The organism is Treponema sp. OMZ 790 (genome assembly GCF_024181285.1).
Classification (GTDB): domain Bacteria; phylum Spirochaetota; class Spirochaetia; order Treponematales; family Treponemataceae; genus Treponema_B.
Genome location: NZ_CP051201.1, coordinates 2,999,781 through 3,018,882, shown reverse-complemented (window position 1 = coordinate 3,018,882; position 19,102 = coordinate 2,999,781). Strand labels below are relative to the sequence as shown.

Below are 19,102 nucleotides of genomic sequence, written 5' to 3'. Positions count from 1 at the left end.
TATGAATTTTTATATTGCTCACCGCCTTCCCGGGCGTCTGCGTTTGAGGTATAAACGAAAAGGTTTAAGCCGAAAGCAGACTGCTCTTATTGAGGTTCTTGTATCTTTGCAAAAAGGCATAAGGTCTATAAGTGTAAATCCCGTATCGGCAAGTATTTTAATTGAATATTCCGGTATAAGTGAAGATGAAGCCCTTTCATACATAAAAGCTCTAAATGCTTCGTACCTTGAAAATGAAGAACTCTTGGCAAGTGTTGAAGAGCCTGTTGTAACGGAAAGTTTAGCCGTCTCTTTGGTGGGACTGCTTGCAGAATTTTTTATCCGCAGACTTTTACCCTTTCCTATCAGGAAAATCTTAGCCCTTAAGTCGATTATGCCCCGCGTAAAGACGGGACTAAAAGCATTGAAGAAAGGGAAACCTTTTTGTGCCGATACCTTAGATGCGGCGGCTCTTTCTCTTTCCTATGCAGGCGGCAGTTTAAATACTGCGAGCACCATTGCCATGATGCTGGAGATGGGCGAAATCTTGGAAGATTATACAAGGCGCAAGTCCTATGAGAATTTAGCTCAAAGTTTTTTGAACACAAAGGAAATAGTACATGTCTTACGGGACGGAAATGAAACGGAAATATCGGCCAATCTTCTTCAAGCCGGGGACACGGTTGTTCTTAGGATAGGCTCCGTTATTCCTGCCGACGGAACGGTCGTAGCCGGGGAAGCTTCGGTTAATCAGGCTTCGATGACGGGTGAGGGCTTGCCTGTGCACAAGATTCCGGGAGATACGGTTTTTGCTTCTACCGTAGTTGAGGAGGGGGAGATTCATGTTTGTGTAAAAGCTTGCGGCAGGGAAACCAGAGTCAGCAAGATTGCCGATATGATTGACCGCTCTCAATCTTTAAAGGCTGCTTCACAAATAAGGGCTGAAAGAACAGCTGACAGGCTCGTTTTTTATAACTTCCTGCTTGCAGGTTTGACCTATGCCTTTACCCGTAACTTTGCAAAGGCTGCCTCGACCCTTCTTGTCGATTATTCTTGTGCGATGAAGCTATCGGCCCCTGTTTGTGTGCTTTCAGCCATGAAAAACTGTGCCGAACACGGCATTACCGTAAAGGGCGGGAAGTTTTTAGAGGACTTCGCCCGTGCCGATACGATTGTCTTTGATAAGACCGGCACTCTTACGGAATCCCAACCTTCAGTTAAAAAGATAGTTACTTTCGGCGGCAGAACGGAGAAATCTGTACTTAAAATAGCCGCCTGTCTTGAAGAGCATTTTCCTCACTCTCTTGCAAGGGCGGTTGTACGTGAAGCCGAAAATAGAGGAATCGAACACAGGGAAGAACATACAAAGGTTTCTTATATTTTGGCTCACGGTCTTGCCTCAACCTTAAACGGAGAGGAGCTGCGCATAGGAAGCGCTCATTTTATATTCGATGATGAGGGTATTCCTAAAACCGAAGAGGCCGAAATGGCTATTGAGGATTTGGCAAAGACAGGCTGCTCCCAGCTTTATTTATCGGTAGGAAAGGAGCTTGCAGGGATTATTGCAATAGAAGATCCCTTACGCCCTGAAGCCAAGGAGGTTGTTTCGGAACTTCATAGGCTGGGTATAAAAAATATAATTATGCTTACGGGGGACGGGCCTCAGACTGCCCGCAGCATAGCCAAAAAAACCGGTATTGACCGCTACCATGCGCAGGCTCTGCCCGACACAAAGGCCGATTTTATAAAGAAGCTAAAAAGAGAAGGTAAAACCGTTGTCATGGTCGGCGACGGTATAAACGATTCGCCTGCCCTTTCGGAAGCCGATGTAGGAATTGCAATGGGGCAGGCTTCTTCCATAGCCGGAGAAACTGCAGATATTCTCCTTCCGGATGACGGGCTAAGGGCCTTACCTATTTTAAGGCGTATAGCAAGGGGCTTGATCAAAAGAATCAATGGAAACAATAGGGCGATTATCGGTATTAACTCTACTCTCATCGCAGGGGAACTTGCGGGCTCAATTCCTCCGGCTGCGGCGGCCTTAGTCCATAACGGATCGACCGTGGCCATAGGGATATCGGCAATGAGAAGCTATGAAGAACCGCTTGATAAAAGTGTTTAACAGAGGAAAAATATTATAATGACTGTTTCAAGTTTTTTTCCCGGGCATATAAGGCTCAGGGGCGAGATGATAAAAGATAAGGATATTTTTGAAGCTTTTGAAAGGGCTGTATCTTCTCATAAGGCTGTGCGCAAAATTGAAAGGAATGAGAGGACAGGAAGCCTTTGTATTGAGTACGATGCAAAGGCCCTGCCCCTATCGAAGTTTGAAATTTTTAGAGAAGACTTACCTGAGTTAAAAAAACTTTCCGATGCCTATATTTCGGGCAAGGTAGAAAAAGAAATAATAATCGAAAAAATTTCAGAGCTTTGGGAAAAATTAAAAAACGCATAAAAAGTAATTTTAGGAAAATTAGTTGATTTTTTATATATTTTGGAGTATAATAATAGGTATGAGAGTAAAATCTTACTTAGGCTTAAAATTCGGTTTTTCTCATTTTAGTTTTTTGTGTGCCGGTGATGTGCCGTGAACTGACCCCATAAATTAGGACACCTTTTGGGGGTGTACAGATGGGAAAAATAGAGAAGTACAGTATTGACTTCAAACTAGAAGTTGTAGGAAAATATGAACGAGGAACATGCGGCTACAAAAGACTCGCCAGAACATACGGGCTTTCTCGAGATACCGTACGCGATTGGTGTCTAAATCCACGTCTGCATGAAATAACAACTATGGCTCGGAAAAAGAAAATTAACAACGAAGATCACGACCTTGAATATTATAAAACGGCAGCTCTTTTTTGAAAATAAACCGCAAAGGACGCAAAGACGCTCAAGCTCTTGCTTGAGCTGCGCAAAGCTTATAAATAAAATTTTTTCTCAATTATATAAATTAACTTACTTGAAAGGAGAAAATTAGCTATGAAAAAAACTAACTTTAAACTTAAGACTAATGTCTTAAATCGGGCAGTATCTATTACTGCATTGTTGTTGGTTGCGGGCCTCTTATTTACAGGCTGCCCGCAAAAAGTAAAGGAAGAGCCGAATCCTGTATACTACACTGTAACGCTTGTACATGAAGGCGGAAGCCTTACTGCAAATCCTACAATCCAAGACGGCAAGGCCTTAAAGGACAGTGTGATTACCTTTACAGCAAGCCCTGCAAATGCTTCGACCCATGAAGTTGACAAGTGGGAAGTTACGGGCGGACAAGTAGTTTCAGGCGGCGAAGAAGGAAGTGCAAGCGTAAAGGTAAAGATTACAGCAAATACGACAGTAAAGGTTACATTTAAGAAAAAAGATACTGCTCCTATTGATAAGACATATACTGTAGGTGCAGTCGGATTTACCATGAAAGGAATAGCTGCTGTGGATGCCTGGTTGGGACATAATGATTACTATAATAACAAGCCTCATACCGTAAGTTTAAGTGCCTATCTTATAGGAGATACTGAGGTAACGCAGGAGCTATGGCAGGAGGTGATGGGCAATAACCCGAGCTATTTTAATGGAAGTTTCGGCAAAGACCCTGATGTAGGCGAAACACAGGGAAAGCGTCCTGTAGAAAATGTAAACTGGTATCAAGCAATAGCCTTTTGTAATAAACTCAGCCTAAAGCTTAATCGTGCCCCCTGCTATACGGTAAAAGTTGGAGGAAGTCCTGTTGATTTTGGTATTCTTACCTTTGATGAAATTCCCACAACCGATAATGCTGATTGGGATAAGGCCGAACTCGATATGAGTAGGAACGGTTTCAGGCTTCCAACGGAGGCGGAATGGGAATGGGCTGCTAAGGGAGGAAAGGATTATAAATGGGCCGGAACAAATACCGAGACTGAACTTAAAAACTATGCTTGGTACGATCCAAACAGCGGAAATAAAACCCATGAGGTAAAGAAGAAGTCTCCTAACGGTTACGGTTTATATGACATGTCGGGAAATGTGTGGGAATGGTGCTGGGATTGGTATGGCACTATACCGGCTTCGCTTGGAGCGGACTATGCAGGTCCTGCTTCAGGCTCTTCCCGTGTTTTTCGCGGCGGCAGCTGATCCAACGGCGCGAACTACTGCACTGTGGGCTCCCGGGGCGGCAACAGTCCTGGCATCGGGCGCAACTTTCTTGGCATCCGCTTGGCTTGCCGGCCCTAAGTTCACACATTTTGCCGGAGAGGTTGAGCAGCTGAGGGCGCAGCGTAAGCCGCCCGAAGCGGTGAAACCGAACAGGCAAAATGTGTGGTGTGGTTGCAGTAAATTTTTGAAAATAAGATTGACCTGCACTGTGTAAGCCGCTTTAGCGGTTCTAAATTTTTTTGGCTAAAAAACGGTATGGACCTTATAAGGTGCCGCATCAGGCTCTAACCGTGTTAAACGCGGCGGCAGCTGGAACAACAACGCGAACAACTGCACTGTAGGCTACCGGAACAACAACAGTCCTGACAACAGGAACAACAATCTTGGCATCCGCTTGGCTTGCCGGCCCTTGAGCCGCTTAAAAATGTACATCCGTGTACATTTTTAAGCTTCGAGTATTTTTGCTTCGCAAAAAACTCGCAAGAATAGAACCACCGCCGTCCGTGGCGGTGCTGCATTAACTATTTAACTTTTTAAACCGTCCATAGGGCGGTTTAGAAGAAAATGATTAAAGGAGAAAAATTAAAACGACTTATGTTAAAAATTGGAATCGTAAAGCACAGAAAGAATCTATGATTGAAAAATGGGAACAATATACAGGAAAAAACTGTCCTACATATTGTTCAAATGCTAATTGCGATAATAAGCTTGATGATGATAATAAATGCGGATCACATGTGTACAAATGTGATAAAGATGGTAAATTGAAAAGTAAAACCATATACATAGTTCCACTTTGTAAAGAATGTAATAATACTCATAATGAAGATGTGATGATAATAAGAAATGATTATTTACAGGCTCGAAACTGCCGATTTTACATTTGCCCCTTGCGGTTAAATTATCCTCGCCTTTGTAAAGACGAGGGGTTCTTAGGGGCGGAGCCCCTAATCTACAGTTCCTCAATCTCAGCTTCGGGAAGACCGGTCATTAATAAAATTTCAGAAATCGGATAACCTCTGTTTTTCATAAGTTTAGCCGTTTCTATTGATTTTTGCTTTAGGCCTTCAGAAAAACCCTTATATCTAGCGTCCATCTCAAAAGTAGACATTAATCTATATTCTTGCCTTGCCTGTTCATTTTGTTTTACTGTTTGTATCATTTCTTCTATCCTCCTTGTAAATTCGCTCTTCGCCTTACCTGTTTTAAGGTATTCTAAAAATTCTTTTAATTCTTTGTCTTTAGTGTTTTTAAAGGCCTCTGCATTTATTATAACCTTTTTTGTTCCATCGTGTAAAGATATGTTTTTATCTTCAAGACAGATGTTTTCAAAAGTATAAACAGGTCTATTTTTACCAATAGCATCAAAAGTGCAAATAAAAATTATAAAGCTGTCATTTAACTCGTTATAGAAATTCCCTTTATCCAAGAACGAAATATCAATAGCTGCTTGGTAGAACCTCATTCTTTTAGGTATGTTTTTCTCGTTGCTTACCTGCATTTCAATAAGCCTTTTACACAAATCCGTATTTTGCATGACCTTACAAAACATAAAGTCATCTTGCAATGTTAAATCTTCAAACCTTTTTACCATTTTTTTCTCCTAATTTTTTCACATTTTCCCTATAAAAACTTTTTGCAGCAAATATCAATTTACGAAAAAGTTTTTTCCGTGCTTTTGCAACGAAGTGAAAAAGCACATATAATAATGCGATGTTTGCCGAAAGGCAAACTCGGCGGATAAACAGTGAGGCTGAATTCCTGCCGAAGTGTTTATCATACCTCCCCATTATATTTATAGAAAATATTTGAAAAAAATAGTAAATTATAAAAAGATTTTTATCATTCTCCTCTAGCTTGTAAGTCCAAGTTCTTCTCCTGCCCTTAGCCTTGTTCTCATATTTTGAATTTTTGCATCCATAATTTCAAGCTCGGCAAGGATTTCTTTTTCTTTTTTTGAAGTTTCTATAACGGATGCTATTCCTCCGTTTTTGATAACTATCCGCTTATCCGCATAGAGGGCCAGAGCCGGATCGTGTGTGGCCATTAAAACAATTTTTTCCTTTGAAACCAAGAGTTCCAAGGCTTTTTTGCGGTCGATACCTGCATTTTCTATTTCGTCTATGAGGACGATGGGAGAGGAGCTTAAAATAGCCGTATCCGCAATCATAAGAGCACGGGACTGTCCTCCGCTCAAAGCTGTTATGGGGGTATCCAAATTAAATTTTTCGCCTGCAAGATTGTTTGCCGCCTCTATAATGTTTTTTACCGCCTCTTCCTTGTTTTTTATTAAACGGCTTTCGGCATGAAGTTCTATAAATTCTTTTACAGACAAATCCATTACAAAGTTCATGTTTTGCGAAAGCTGGGCTACAAGTTTATTGTTTACCGAAAAGCGGATTGTCTTATCGGGAGTTTTTCCGTTAATCAAGATGCTGCGGCTTGTGGGTGTGTCCCCTTGAGCTGTCCATTCGATATCGGCTAGGAGTCTTGACTTCCCTGAACCCGTCGGTCCTACAATCGAAATAATTTGAGAAGTATAGAGGGTAAGCTCATCAAAGGTTTCCGCCTCTCCCGACTTATTTGTTCCAGGGAGGATTGTAAGACTTTTAACCTCATTTGCATTTTCCAAATTTAAAAAAGCCTTCATTTGAATTATGTATTCAAAAAAAGCATCATACAGTTCTTCTTTGTTTACGGCTTCTTCTTCACAAAGCTCGTCTGAAAGAGATTGTAAAAATTCTTTTAAAGTGAGCTCCTTGTTATTTAAGATGCCGATTTCAATTAAACGGTTTTCGGTAATAAAATCCTCGATAAAAGGATATTCTTTTAAAAGCTCTTGAATCGATTTTTCTGAAAGTTTTTTAACCTCTGTATTTTCATCATTTAAACTAAAATTATTTTTCATAGTTTCTTCCATATTAGCTGTTTTCTCCCAGTTCTTGTGCTTCTGCAATCTTCATCTTGCGGATATTTCCCATCTGAAAATTTTCTCCTATTCTTGTTTCACCCAAACAATAGGAGCAGAGGGCAGCCGGCATTGGAAAGCGGAGTTCCATTCCTTGTACTGTGAAAATAGATTCTGCCTTATCGGTTAGCAGGGTGCTAAGCTCAAAGGCTCCTTGTCCCGTAAGACCGTTTACATGCATGATGATTGCCCGAGGGTTTACGGTATTTACACGGGCTGCAAAAACTTCCCTCTCTGCCTGCGAAACGATGTCGCCCTTTGTGATAACCACAATGTCGGCTGACTTTAAAAGCGGGCCTATTTTTTTAGGGGTGTTTATTCCCGATAAGTTGTCGATAACGCAGATGCCTAAGATGTTTTTTATATAGGGAGAACAGCGGTTGCAAAGACCGGCTGACTCGCTTACCAAAAGGTCGAGGTTTTCCTTTATTCCCCACTGCACAACCTCCTCAATGTTTGACACAAAGAAGTGGTCGGGACAGAGGGATCCTGAAATTCCTTTTTGCACGGGGATGCCTGCTTTTTGATATAGAAGATCATCATCAGTATAAAGACAGTCGAATTTTACTGCCCCCGTTTTTATATTTTGTTTTTTTAGAGCTTCGATTGTTTTTAAGATTACGCTCGTTTTGCCCGATGAGGGCGGGCCTGAAAATATTATTAAGTTCATTAAATTTTTCCTGCAGCTATTTCAAAATCTTTTTTTATTTTTTCTAAAAGAGAACCTATATCGTTTTGGTAAATAAAATCCCAGTCTACCCAAGAAAATTTTTTATCTTCACTTAAGCGGTTATCCACATCGGGATTTGTCGACGGGAAAAAACCGCTTTCCGAAAACACCTTTCCGGTTTTTTCCGAAAGAAAGAAGTCTGCAAAGGCCTTGGTTAGAGCTTCGTTTTCTTTTTTGACAAGCATAAAAATAGGGGCAGCTATGGCTCCGTCTTTAGGCCAGACTGTTTTTAATGCCGAGCCTTCTTTTATCATCTTAGAAAAAAAATAGGGGCTTATATTTACGGCCGGCTGTTCATTGGCTGTAGGTTTAGTTTCTTTTAATAGAGGAGATGTCCGTCCTGTCCCTGAGCGTGTCTTTACCATTTGTGCCGGATGAAGGGAAGTGCTGCATGCCCTGCCTAATTTTTTTATGCCTTCATCTCCAAAACGGCTGTAGATATTTAGGATGACCGAATTAAAGAGGTCTAAATCGCTGAAAGGTATTGCTGCCGAGTTTTCAAATTCGGGCGCAAGGAGATCTTCCCAAGTTTCAGGGATTTTTCTTCCCTTTAGCATTGCGGTATTTACAATCATTACTGCGGGAACTACCCCGATAATTGCATAGTTTTTTTTGCCGTCTCTAAGGTCTATATAATCGTTGCAAAAGTCCTTATTCATTTTTTCGATTGAACAGTGAAAATCTTTGTTTTCGATAAAGGAGCCCATTAGTTTTTTGTCGAAAAAAAGCTCAAACCCTGCAGAAAGGAGAATATCGGGGAGGTTTTCCTTTTTTCCTGTTTGAGCTTCTTTTATTATCCAGTCGATTCCGAGGTTTGCGGAACGAAGATCATAGCTGATTTTATAGTTTTGTTTTTCAAGCTCATCTTTATTTTCTTCAATATACTTGGAATGAAATTCTTTAAAGGCTTCAAGCAAGGGGATTCTTATAGGACATGGAAGAACTCCCTCAATTCTTATATTTTTTTTGCCGTCATCATAACCGGTGTTTTGTGCGTTTTTCTTTTCTAAGCTTGAATCTATTTCGGCAAAACCGATATTTTTATTTTGTTCGATAACTTCAATAAGCTCTTTTTCGCACAAGCCGATATCAAGATTCTTGGTTAAAAGGGCTTTTTCAAGACTAATCTTTTTCCCCATTATTTTGCGCATAAGGGGATTGGTAAGAGGGGTAAAGCCTTTTTCTGTCAAGTATCTTATCGTTTCAGGAAAGCGTTCGGTAATATCAAAAACACTTTCATCCATATTAAAATATTTATTCATTATAATCCTCCGATCTATAATCAAGTTAAAATCAAAATAACCCGAAATTAAAAGTATGAATCCTATTTTTAAAAATATATCCGCCCAAGAAGCAGAAAAATATTTAAAAAATACCAAGGCCAAAACCCTTAACTATAAAAAAGATGCCTTTATCTTTTTTGAGGGCGATACTCCCGCTTTTATTTTTGTTTTAAAATCGGGCATTGTTCAAATCGAAAAAAACACTGCCGATGGAAAGCGGCTTATTGTAAACCGCTTTGAAAACCCCGGTACGGTTTTTGCCGAAGTCTATGCTCTTTTGGATTCGGCTATCTACGATTACTCATGCCGTGTAATTAGCGATGCCGAAATTCTCCGTCTCCCCATAGAAGGGGTCTTTGGTGCCGGAGCGTACTCCGAAACTCATTTTAAGGTTCTAAAGAACCTATTAAATATTTTAGCTCATAAGGCTTATTTTTTAAACCAAAAGCTTCTTATCTTTTCTTCATTCAGTCTTCGGCAAAAAATAGCCCTATATTTATTACAAGAGGCGGAAGGAAGCTCAAAGGTCGAGCTAAACCTAAACAGGGAAGCAATGGCCGAATATTTAGCCGTTCCCCGGCCCTCTTTATCCCGCGAGCTTATGAGCATGCAAAAAGATGGGCTTTTAAAAATCGAAAAAGATACCATCATTGTCAATCTTGATAAACTCGAAGACTTTAGCTAAGGGCTTATCAATAAAAGCCCTTAGCCTGTCCTCCCGATTATGTTTCTAACCGAAAAAATGTTTTATATCATCTTCTATTGAAGAGATTCCCGATAATCCGAATTTGCTTATTAAAACATCCTTTACATTGGGGGAAAGGAAGCCGGGAATAGTAGGCCCAAGGTGTATGTTTTTTACGCCTAAGAACAATAGGGCCAAGAGTACTATAACGGCTTTTTGTTCGTACCATGCTATATTAAAAATTATAGGTAAATCATTAATATCGCTTAGGTTAAATATTTCCTTCAACTTAAGAGCTATAAGGGCAAGGGAATAAGAATCATTGCATTGTCCTGCATCCAATACCCTTGGAATTCCGTTTATATCTCCAAGATTTAGTTTATTATACCTGTATTTTGCACAGCCTGCCGTCAGGATGACGGTATTTTTCGGAAGAGCTTCCGCAAAACCCGTATAATAAGATCTTGTTGTGTGTCTGCCGTCGCAGCCGCCCATTACTATGAATTTTCTAATATCTCCGTTTTTTACGCTTTCGACAATTTTGTCGGCAAGAGCAAAAACTTGGGCGTGAGCAAAGCCTCCTATAATCTTCCCGCTTTCAATTTCTTTGGGGGGAGGACATGACTTTGCTTTTTTTATAATTTCGGAAAAGTCCTTATGTCCGTTTTCATCGGCTTCGATATGAACACAGCCGGGATGACCTGCTGCATTTGTCGTATACATTCTTGATACGTAAGAAGCCTTTGAAGGAATTATACAGTTGGTTGTCATAAGGATTGGGCCGTTAAAACTTTCAAATTCGGAAACCTGTTTGGCCCACGAATTACCGTAATTACCTGCAAGATGCTTATATTTTTTTAATTTTGGATAATAATTTGCGGGAAGCATTTCGGAATGAGTATAAACATCAACACCTGTACCTTCGGTTTGCTCAAGAAGCATTTCAATATCTTTTAGATCATGTCCAGATACAAGGATGCCCGGATTATTTCTTACACCTATCGAAACTTCGGTTATTTCGGGGTGACCGTAGCTGCCTGTGTTGGCGCTATCCAACAGAGCCATTCCCTTAACTCCGGCTTCTCCTGTCTTTAAGGTAAGAGAAATAAGTTCATCAACACTCAAATTTTCATCTATGAGCATTGAAAGCGTTTTTTGAATAAAGGCATCAACTTCTTCATCTTCATAGCCTAAGGCGTTAGCATGTTTTACATAGGCACATAGCCCCTTTAGACCATAGATAATAAGTTCTTTTAAGGAACGCTTATCGGGATCTTTTGTCTGCAAAACGCCTATTGTAATGGCTTTGCCCAGTCTTTTCGGTATATCCGAGTCAATATACACTTCAATCTCCGGATCAAAGGGGCGGTTTAAAGAACTATGCAAATCATGGATTGCTTTAAGAGTAATATTTATTCTGTTGTTAATTGCTTTTTCATCAAAATTTGCATTGGTTATTGTAACAAAAAGGTTTGTGCTTACGATGTGGTTAATTTCTTTTTCAACCTTAATCCCGTTTTCCCTCATATAAGACGTTATCTTGGAAAGTTTTTTTGTTACCCAGATGAGAAAATCCTGTAATCCTGCAACTAAGGGATTTTTTCCGCATACGCCGACCCTTATGCAGCCTGAATTTTTAAATGTCTCTTGACATTGAAAACAAAACATAGCGTTCATAGTATTCTCCTATTTTTCAAAGGTTTGAGTAAATTATAAGCATTTGATGAATAGAAGTCGGTAACGGATGTTACGCGGATGTTAAATTTTTTCGGTTTTCCAGTCTTTTATGGTACGTTCTTTTTCATCAAAGGAGGAACCGATTAAGACAATTTTTTTACCGCTTGATTTAAAGGGAGCTGCATAGCCTTTTTCTTTTATCTGTGCTATCGCATCTTCCGAGCTTCCGTTTCCGTCAAGTTTAAACTCAAAGATATAAACCTTATCTGTCGTGTGAACTATGCAGTCTGCTCTTCCGGCAGCACAGTGTATCTCTGTTTCGACAAACTGTCCCATAAGTTTAAAAATCAAATAAACAGCCGTCTGATAATTTTGCTCTCTAAGTTTTAACTTTTCTTTGGGAAGATTATCGTAAGGAATGCCGGCAATTATGGACTGCATTCTTTCCATAAAATTATCTACATTTCCTCTTTCAATATCTTTAGAAAATTGGGCGACGGAATGAGCCGTTTCAGTATTTTTAATATCTGAATAGACAGGCAAAAGATTGCTTAAAAAACCGTAACGAACCTCATCATTAGGAAAACCCAAAGAATAAAGCTTGTATTTTGAATCATAACTTTTTATTGTTAAATATCCTGCTTGAAATAAAATCGGCAGAGGATTTTTTGTGTCGGCTCGGTAATCGGCAAGACCTGCCTCATCAAGCTCAACATTTCCGTCTAAGTCGGGAATATTATACTCAGCTTCTTTGAGGTAGTTTACCAAAAAGGTCGGAGTTCCAGTAGCAAACCAATAGCTTCCCACATCTTTTGCCGAAAAAGCATTTAGAAGGCTGAAAGGATTATAAACACTTTTTCCTTCTTTTGCAAAAAGATATCCGTCATAGCGTCTTTTAAGAAGGCTTAAACATTCTTCATAGCTTATCTTTTCTTTGTCTGCCAAGACCTGAATTTCGGGAGAAAATACGACCGTTAATTCTTCTTGGGTTATACCGCAAAGAGCAGAGCAATCTTCGTGAAGGCTTATGTCTTGTAAGTTATTTAGGTCACTGAAAATACTTACCTTACTGAATTTTGTTACTCCCGTTAAAAATGCAAAGCGGATATATTTGTCGCAAGTTTTTATAACGGAATAAAAAGCTTTGAGTGTGATGCGGAATTCTTCGTTTAGGGTTTCATTTACATACATTGTTTGTAAGAGGGGCTTATCATATTCGTCTACAAGGATAACTACCTGTTTGCCGGTTTTTTCATAAGCTGTTTGTATTAAAAAAGCAAAGCGTTTACCAAAAGATAAATCGTTCCCCTGTATACCGAAACGCGCCTCTTCTGCCCTTAAAAAGAATTCAAGGCTTTCATTTAAAGACTCGGGCAAATCATACCGCCCCGTATTAAAATCCAAGTAAAGAACGGGATATTGAGTCCATGCTTCAGTCCCTTCGTTTTTAGCCCTGTTTTCTTCGGCCTCTTCAATGTACAGCCCCTTAAACAATTCTTTTTTTCCTAAAAAGTAGGCTTCGAGGGTAGAAAGAAAAAGGCTTTTTCCGAAACGGCGGGGGCGGCTTAAAAAATAAACCTTACCGAAATTGGCAAGCCGGAAAACATATTCCGTTTTATCTGCATATAAAAAATTCTTTTTGCGTAAATCTTCAAAACTTTGTACGCCTATAGGTATCTTCCGTGAAAAATCCATCATTTTTGCCTCCCCAATCAATCGTTAAGTGCTTATTCCCTTTATCTATTATATATTATAATTTACATGGATTCAAGTATTGATGAATTTTATGGGCTTGTCTATTTTTGCTCACTTGAAATCTCTTATTCTATCCTATATACTCAATCTTATGAAACCGGATAAAATCATACAGTGGCAAAAATTAGGATTTGGGATGTTCATTCATTACGGGCTTTATTCTTTATGCGGAGGCGTTTGGAAGGGAGAACCGGTAAAGCGCGGTTACAGTGAGCAGATTTTAAGTCACGGTAAAATCCCCAAAGAAGAATATAAGGCCTTGCAAAATAAATTTACCTGCAAGAATTTTGATGCAGAAAAAATATGCGCTCTTGCAAAAGCCGCAGGAATGAAATACATTATTATCACGGCAAAGCACCATGACGGCTTTTGTCTTTTTGACACAAAGACTACCGATTATAATTCGGTAAAAGCCCCTGCAAAAAAGGATCTTATTGCAGAGCTTTCGCAAGCTTGCAAAAAAAACGGTTTAAAGTTCGGGCTTTATTTTTCTTGGATAGATTGGGATTGTGAATTCGCTCTTCCGATAAGCGATCATAACAGCGATAAAATTCCGCCTAAGCATCAAAGATTTAATTTGGAGCAGCTGACCGAGTTGTTTACAAATTACGGCCCTCTTTGTGAGCTTTGGATGGATATGGGGTTCCCGACAAAAAAGCAAAGCGAAGAGGTTAGAGCCCTTGCCCAGAAACTTCAACCCGATATGATGATCAACGGAAGAATATGGAATGACTGCGGAGATTTTTGTACCATGGGGGATAATAGACTTCCCGATAAAAGTTTAAATGTTCCTTGGCAAACTCCGGCTTCGATTTATCATGAAACATGGGGCTACCGTTCATGGCAAAGGCGGGGCGATAAAAACAAAAAAGCCCAAGAGCTCATTGAAAGCCTTATAAGGGTAAGAGCTATGGGCGGCAATTATCTTTTAAACATCGGCCCTAAGGGAGACGGTTCGGTAGTTGCTTTTGAAGCCGAGGTTTTAAAAAAAATCGGGAGTTTTTTTAAATCAAAGGCGCCTTCTCAAAAGTGCGCACAAAGACTTTGTAAAGAATTAAATTTAGATATCCCTCAGGATTCTATTACGGAATTAAAAGAAAAAATAAACGAAATTCCTTTTACAAAAAAACTATACCGCTTTACGGGAAAGGATTATTATTCTTCGCATTTTATTTGTACGGAACTTGAACTAAGCTTAAAAATTTCAAAAGGCTTAAACAAAACAAACTTGTGGACGATCAGCCTTATCAGAAAAAAGCCCATGTCCCAAGATGAGGTTTTGGAAATAAACGGAAAAGAATTTTGTTTTCCCGCAAACAAAAAAGAATTGGAAATTTTTAAAAACATAAAAATAGAAAAACCTCTTAAAATTTCAGTATCCGCAAGCGGCTGCCCTGCATCGCGGAAGGCGCTAAGGCAAGACAACCTAATTTTGAGGGTAGAAAAAAAATGAGGCTTTTAAATTTTAAGATAGTTTAATAGATACATATTGGGTTATTGAATACAGCATCCATTGCCACAGACAACGCCGTAGATGAAACGAGGTCTCTAATTGCCGCACTGTCATACATTCTTGAAATAAGCTCACCTGTCTTTCTATTTGAAAAAATGCTTTTCTTTGGAGATAACGCCTTACAGTCAAATGAAGACGTTAATTATTCTGAAAGAAACTAATAATTACTCCAGTGTTATTATTTCAATAGTCTTCATAAAGTCTTCACTTATTTTATACAATTCCCGTGCGGTTTCACTTTCAATTGTACCGTCAATTATCTTTTTTACAAATTCAATATATCCGGCTTCGCTTGAAGGCATTTCTCCTTTCCAGTCTCCATTTTCTTCAAAGTACTGTGGTGCTTCTTCTTTGAATTCCTCTGCGCCTCTCGAAAAAATACACTCTAGCGTATACAAGGGTGTTGTCGTATAATAACTCAATCGAAAGAAAACAATATCAGGAGCAAATTCAGTAACCTTAATGGTTCGTGCAAATTTATGACCGTTTATTTCAAAAACACCCCTTTCTTTTTGTAAATCATGGGGCAGCGTTGAAGATGATAAAACAACTTTTGCATATTCTTGAAACCATTCTGGTAGCGTGAACCTCATTGTATCATCTTCAAAATATTTGGATCTCAGTGCTACATCAACCTTAATGCCTTTTTCTATTTCAAAGTTAAATTCGAGGCAGTCATTTTTACCGGCTGGAAGTATCTTATATTTTTCATTTTGAAAGAAAATTGCTCCTATATCCTTTTCAATAAGGGCGATCCATGGCTCTTCTGTTTTAGTTTCACTAACACTTTCCACACTCGCGGCATCCTGTGCAATAGTGCTTGATTCGTTTTGCATTTCAGTTTCTGTTTCCCTTGTAATGCTTTGGTTCGTGCTTACCTCAGTGTTTTTACTGCACCCAACAAGCATTCCCGCCAATGCCAATATAAAAGCCAGTTTTTTCATAAAAATCTCCCCGTACAAATTTATTATTTATCCAAAGAAAAATACTCGAATTTGATAAACTTTTGATGTTTTTTCTTTAACTTCGACCAGTTAGAAAAAAGTTTTACTCGCTTTCTGTAAAATTGATTAATACCCCATATAACAAAAACCGGCAAGATTTGTCAAGAGGTAGCCTTTTCGTATACTATGGAATCATTTGCAAAAAGTTAGGAACTTCTCGCAAATGCTATCAATATACCTAATATTGTGCAATATAATGGGCAATTTTTGAGCTATTTACAAAATGCAACCGAAACCTTATGATTATGATGTTGGTTATTTGTCAATATATTTTAAACTTTCAATGGTTATTTCCCTTTATCTATGATAAAATACTACTATGTCATTGGATCGTTTGATTTTATATTTTGCTATTTACAGTTTTATCGGGTGGTTTTGCGAAGTAATTTATTGCTCTCTTTTACAAAAGAAACTTGTGTTAAACCGCGGAATGCTTTACGGACCTGTATGTCCAATATACGGTTTTGGAGCTTTGATTTTAATTTTTTTGTTGAAAAATTTAATCCCGCATCCCATAGTTTTATTTTTTGCCGCCGTGGTTTTAACAAGCTCTCTTGAATACGCTGCAAGTTTTATTTTGGAATATTTATTCGATACCCTGTGGTGGGATTATTCAAAGTATAAGCTTAATATTAACGGACGAGTCTGCGCAATTAATTCAACCCTTTTTGGAATATTGGGGCTTGCTTTAATGTATATTATAAATCCTTTTATTTCAAAATATATAAATCAAATACCCGATTTGTTTATTCTGATTATTTCAAAAGTCTTGCTTTTTATTTTTACTGCCGACTTTATTTTTACGCTTAAAGCTCTTATCGGACTTCATGATGCGCTCTTACATATTAAGAGTCTGACGGAAAATTTTTATGCACATCTTGAAACTCTTGATATACATGAAAGGATAAGCGAAAGCAATATTGCAGAAAGTTTTAATCTTCTTCGAGAAAAATTAAAGCAGGATAGATATTCCGCTTATGAAAAAATACAGGAGCAGTTTAAACTTATTGCCGAAAAAAACAAGAGCCGTATTTTATCGGCCTTCCCGAACATCAGGCAAAGAAGAAATAACTTACATCTAAAACTTTTAAAATATTTTAAGGAGAAGAGGTAATAAAAAAAGAGGAATAAAATTAGAATTTTATTCCTCTCGCTTTTTAGACTTTAAATTTTTCAACCTCTGTGACAAGGCTGCTTATATTTTCTTTATTTTTTTGAGAGATGCTATTGACTTCTTGGGTCGCTTCATTTATTTGAAATGCTCCTGCTGCCATTTCATTCATACTTGCGGTAATGACTCTGGTAAGATCGTCAAGTTTTTGCATTTCAACAGCGATATTTTTTCCTCCCTCCAACATTTCGGCAGAACCGTCATTTACACGCGATGTGATTAAATTGATATCATGAATTGCCGTTAAAACTTCACGGCCGCCATTTTCTTGCTCTTTCATTGCAAGCATCAGAGTTTCACTCATCTGTTTTACTTGTTCTGATAGGGCAAAGATACTGTCAAATTTTTCTTCAGCTAATTTTGAAGATGTGGAAAGGTTTTCAATCTCTTTACTTAAAATTTTTAAGGTTGAAGTTATCGTTTTTCCTTGTGAGCTGGATTCTTCTGCAAGTTTTCTAATTTCGTCTGCAACAACTGCAAAACCTTTTCCCGCTTCCCCGGCATGAGCTGCTTCAATTGCCGCATTCATCGCAAGCAGATTTGTCTGACTTGCAATATGCTGGATTACGCTTGAAGCTTCTAAAAGGCCGCCCGATTCTTCCGAAATTTTTTGCGTTACCGTATTTGATGCTGAAAGAGTTTCTTTTCCTTCGGCTGTAGCTTCTGCAAGATTTTTGATGGCTTCATCCGTTTTTATAAGAGTCTGAGTTATTGAGCTTATGTTGCCGACCATTTGTTCTATTGCTGATGAAGATTCAGCCACACTAACAGCCTGAGATTCTATCATTCCATTTAATTGTGTGATGGTTTTAATAATCTGTTCTATAGTTGCTGATGTCTCGGTGACGCTTGCCGCCTGCGTAAAGGCTTGTTGTTTCACCCCTTCTATGTTTGTACTTATTTGATGTATTGCACTTGCCGTTTCAGTCATGTTACTCGCAAGTTCATTTCCTATCTGCTCCATTTCCTGAGTTCCTGAACCGACTGTCTTTATTGAGTTTCCTATTTTTTCAATCGTTCTGTTAAAGTATTTTGATAGATCGGTTATTTCATCATTTCGTTTGATGGGCAAGCGTACCGTTAGATCGCCGTCTCCATCTGCAATATTTTTAAGAGCTTTAACTGCTGATGTAATCGGTCTTACGATTGTAAGGGCTATAACAGCCGTAAGAATGATAGATACAATCAATATGGTTATACCGATAAGCCTCATTGTAATTTTTAAGAGCTGAAGACTACGCATAAGTTCATTAACAGGAGCACTGACTATTACTTTCCAGTTTGTGGTTCTCATAGGAGAATAGGCGGCGATTTCTTCTTCACCTTCGTATACAAACCTATCTAAACCGGCTTCAGACGATGCTAATACTTTTTGTTCAAAATCGGCTATGCTTTTAAGGTCCGGCTCGGACTCAGCTTTTTTAATACTGTTCTCTTGGTCTTCGACTAATTGCCTGTCTTTATCTGCAATTGTTGTTCCTGTGGCACCGATAATATAGCAGCCGCCTGTTTCGCCTATTATAATGTCATCGATTAGGTCGTTAAGAACTAATCCGTTAATACCGGCGCTGAACACACCCAAAATATTTTGTTCATCATCATAAATAGGTACGGAAAGTATAATCTGTAATCTGCCTGTTTTACGGTTTGCCATAGGTTCGGAAATAAAGTTCCGGCCTTCTATAGCTTCATTATACCATTCTCTATCTCCAACGAAAAAAGAAGTACCGTCAGCAGAATATCTCATCCCATTTCTATCGGAAATTCCAAAGTATTCTATCATTTTATTCCGCTTGGCATCTTTTTGTAATGCTACTGCTTTCTCTGAAAAATCGAGTTTATAATCCCGAAGTGCAGGAATACGTGCAAGCCCTTCCATAAGCTGTAAAAAAGAATTAACTCTGCCATCAACAATTTCAGCCGTATCCTTTGCCTTCATTATTAGCGCACCTTCAATTTTTCCTGTTAAGGCATTTTTCGCTACAAACAAAGCAGAGGCTCCCATTGTAAATCCTCCAATCAGGATTAACAAACCAAAAAAGAAAATCAACTTTCCTAAAATAGAAAACCGTCTTCTTTCTTTTTGATGAATTTTTCCACCTAACATATGCGGCTCCTTCAAAATGCTATTTTAAGAACTATTTATAATTGATTTTTATTGAATGCACATTAAGAGTTGAACTACTTGATTATAAACTAATTTTTT

The 19,102-nt window shown here is 38.7% G+C and carries 14 protein-coding genes and 1 pseudogene; 7 read left to right on the top strand and 8 right to left on the bottom strand.

Translation table 11 applies throughout. The annotated features are described in order from the left end of the window. Position 1 precedes the first annotated feature (1 nt). The 4 genes and pseudogenes from E4O01_RS14300 to E4O01_RS14285 all read left to right on the top strand — a co-directional run bounded on the left by E4O01_RS14300 (position 2) and on the right by E4O01_RS14285 (position 4,188). On the top strand, positions 2–2,101 hold the full coding sequence (locus E4O01_RS14300) for a heavy metal translocating P-type ATPase (RefSeq protein ID WP_253692970.1): 2,100 nt from the start codon (positions 2–4) through the stop codon (positions 2,099–2,101). An 18-nt stretch (positions 2,102–2,119) separates the two neighbouring features. Beyond that, the gene (locus E4O01_RS14295; protein WP_253692969.1) at positions 2,120–2,434 is read left to right on the top strand and encodes a hypothetical protein; all 315 of its coding nucleotides are present in this window, start codon (positions 2,120–2,122) and stop codon (positions 2,432–2,434) included. A gap of 176 nt (positions 2,435–2,610) precedes the next feature. Further along, complete coding sequence (locus E4O01_RS14290) at positions 2,611–2,844, top strand: transposase (protein ID WP_253692968.1); 234 nt, start codon at positions 2,611–2,613, stop codon at positions 2,842–2,844. Positions 2,845–2,961: 117 nt separating this feature from the next. Beyond that, a pseudogene (locus tag E4O01_RS14285) lies at positions 2,962–4,188 on the top strand (formylglycine-generating enzyme family protein). Positions 4,189–5,062: 874 nt separating this feature from the next. On the opposite strand, the gene E4O01_RS14275 reads toward E4O01_RS14285, so the two are convergent. The 4 genes from E4O01_RS14275 to E4O01_RS14260 all read right to left on the bottom strand — a co-directional run bounded on the left by E4O01_RS14275 (position 5,063) and on the right by E4O01_RS14260 (position 9,070). Next, on the bottom strand, positions 5,063–5,704 hold the full coding sequence (locus tag E4O01_RS14275; protein WP_253692966.1) for an Rpn family recombination-promoting nuclease/putative transposase: 642 nt from the start codon (positions 5,702–5,704) through the stop codon (positions 5,063–5,065). A 258-nt stretch (positions 5,705–5,962) separates the two neighbouring features. After that, entirely contained in the window at positions 5,963–7,018 is a 1,056-nt protein-coding gene (locus E4O01_RS14270) for an ATP-binding cassette domain-containing protein (protein ID WP_253692965.1), read from the bottom strand. Between the two features lie 13 nt (positions 7,019–7,031). Beyond that, complete coding sequence (locus tag E4O01_RS14265) at positions 7,032–7,748, bottom strand: GTP-binding protein (RefSeq protein ID WP_253692964.1); 717 nt, start codon at positions 7,746–7,748, stop codon at positions 7,032–7,034. Continuing rightward, entirely contained in the window at positions 7,748–9,070 is a 1,323-nt protein-coding gene (locus E4O01_RS14260; protein WP_253692963.1) for an ABC transporter substrate-binding protein, read from the bottom strand. Before E4O01_RS14260 ends, E4O01_RS14265 begins: the two co-directional genes overlap by 1 nt. A 55-nt stretch (positions 9,071–9,125) precedes the next feature. Between E4O01_RS14260 and E4O01_RS14255 the strand changes: the two genes are divergently transcribed. Further along, complete coding sequence (locus tag E4O01_RS14255) at positions 9,126–9,776, top strand: Crp/Fnr family transcriptional regulator (RefSeq protein WP_253692962.1); 651 nt, start codon at positions 9,126–9,128, stop codon at positions 9,774–9,776. 45 nt (positions 9,777–9,821) lie between these two features. On the opposite strand, the gene hcp is transcribed toward E4O01_RS14255, so the two are convergent. Next, complete coding sequence (hcp, locus tag E4O01_RS14250) at positions 9,822–11,453, bottom strand: hydroxylamine reductase (RefSeq protein ID WP_253692961.1); 1,632 nt, start codon at positions 11,451–11,453, stop codon at positions 9,822–9,824. An 81-nt stretch (positions 11,454–11,534) separates the two neighbouring features. Further along, complete coding sequence (locus tag E4O01_RS14245; RefSeq protein WP_253695226.1) at positions 11,535–13,148, bottom strand: ATP-binding protein; 1,614 nt, start codon at positions 13,146–13,148, stop codon at positions 11,535–11,537. 82 nt (positions 13,149–13,230) lie between these two features. On the opposite strand from E4O01_RS14245, the gene E4O01_RS14240 reads away from it, so the two are divergent. Continuing rightward, positions 13,231–14,661, top strand: coding sequence for an alpha-L-fucosidase (locus tag E4O01_RS14240; RefSeq protein WP_253695225.1), 1,431 nt, complete (start codon positions 13,231–13,233; stop codon positions 14,659–14,661). A gap of 224 nt (positions 14,662–14,885) precedes the next feature. On the opposite strand, the gene E4O01_RS14235 is transcribed toward E4O01_RS14240, so the two are convergent. Beyond that, complete coding sequence (locus tag E4O01_RS14235) at positions 14,886–15,665, bottom strand: hypothetical protein (protein WP_253692960.1); 780 nt, start codon at positions 15,663–15,665, stop codon at positions 14,886–14,888. 379 nt (positions 15,666–16,044) lie between these two features. Here E4O01_RS14235 and E4O01_RS14230 point away from each other — a divergent pair, with 379 nt between their 5' ends. Further along, the gene (locus E4O01_RS14230; RefSeq protein WP_253692959.1) at positions 16,045–16,839 is read left to right on the top strand and encodes a putative ABC transporter permease; all 795 of its coding nucleotides are present in this window, start codon (positions 16,045–16,047) and stop codon (positions 16,837–16,839) included. Between the two features lie 43 nt (positions 16,840–16,882). Here the strand turns inward: E4O01_RS14230 and E4O01_RS14225 are convergent, their stop codons facing one another. Next, positions 16,883–19,003, bottom strand: coding sequence for a methyl-accepting chemotaxis protein (locus tag E4O01_RS14225; protein ID WP_253692958.1), 2,121 nt, complete (start codon positions 19,001–19,003; stop codon positions 16,883–16,885). Between the last annotated feature and the right edge of the window lie 99 nt (positions 19,004–19,102).

Bases quoted from the DNA above. Each gene is read 5' to 3' on its own strand.
- E4O01_RS14300 (WP_253692970.1), top strand. From the start codon at position 2: ATGAATTTTTATATTGCTCACCGCCTTCCCGGGCGTCTGCGTTTGAGG.
- E4O01_RS14295 (WP_253692969.1), top strand. From the start codon at position 2,120: ATGACTGTTTCAAGTTTTTTTCCCGGGCATATAAGGCTCAGGGGCGAG.
- E4O01_RS14290 (WP_253692968.1), top strand. From the start codon at position 2,611: ATGGGAAAAATAGAGAAGTACAGTATTGACTTCAAACTAGAAGTTGTA.
- E4O01_RS14275 (WP_253692966.1), bottom strand. From the start codon at position 5,704: ATGGTAAAAAGGTTTGAAGATTTAACATTGCAAGATGACTTTATGTTT.
- E4O01_RS14270 (WP_253692965.1), bottom strand. From the start codon at position 7,018: ATGAAAAATAATTTTAGTTTAAATGATGAAAATACAGAGGTTAAAAAA.
- E4O01_RS14265 (WP_253692964.1), bottom strand. From the start codon at position 7,748: ATGAACTTAATAATATTTTCAGGCCCGCCCTCATCGGGCAAAACGAGC.
- E4O01_RS14260 (WP_253692963.1), bottom strand. From the start codon at position 9,070: ATGAATAAATATTTTAATATGGATGAAAGTGTTTTTGATATTACCGAA.
- E4O01_RS14255 (WP_253692962.1), top strand. From the start codon at position 9,126: ATGAATCCTATTTTTAAAAATATATCCGCCCAAGAAGCAGAAAAATAT.
- hcp (WP_253692961.1), bottom strand. From the start codon at position 11,453: ATGAACGCTATGTTTTGTTTTCAATGTCAAGAGACATTTAAAAATTCA.
- E4O01_RS14245 (WP_253695226.1), bottom strand. From the start codon at position 13,148: ATGGATTTTTCACGGAAGATACCTATAGGCGTACAAAGTTTTGAAGAT.
- E4O01_RS14240 (WP_253695225.1), top strand. From the start codon at position 13,231: ATGAATTTTATGGGCTTGTCTATTTTTGCTCACTTGAAATCTCTTATT.
- E4O01_RS14235 (WP_253692960.1), bottom strand. From the start codon at position 15,665: ATGAAAAAACTGGCTTTTATATTGGCATTGGCGGGAATGCTTGTTGGG.
- E4O01_RS14230 (WP_253692959.1), top strand. From the start codon at position 16,045: ATGTCATTGGATCGTTTGATTTTATATTTTGCTATTTACAGTTTTATC.
- E4O01_RS14225 (WP_253692958.1), bottom strand. From the start codon at position 19,003: ATGTTAGGTGGAAAAATTCATCAAAAAGAAAGAAGACGGTTTTCTATT.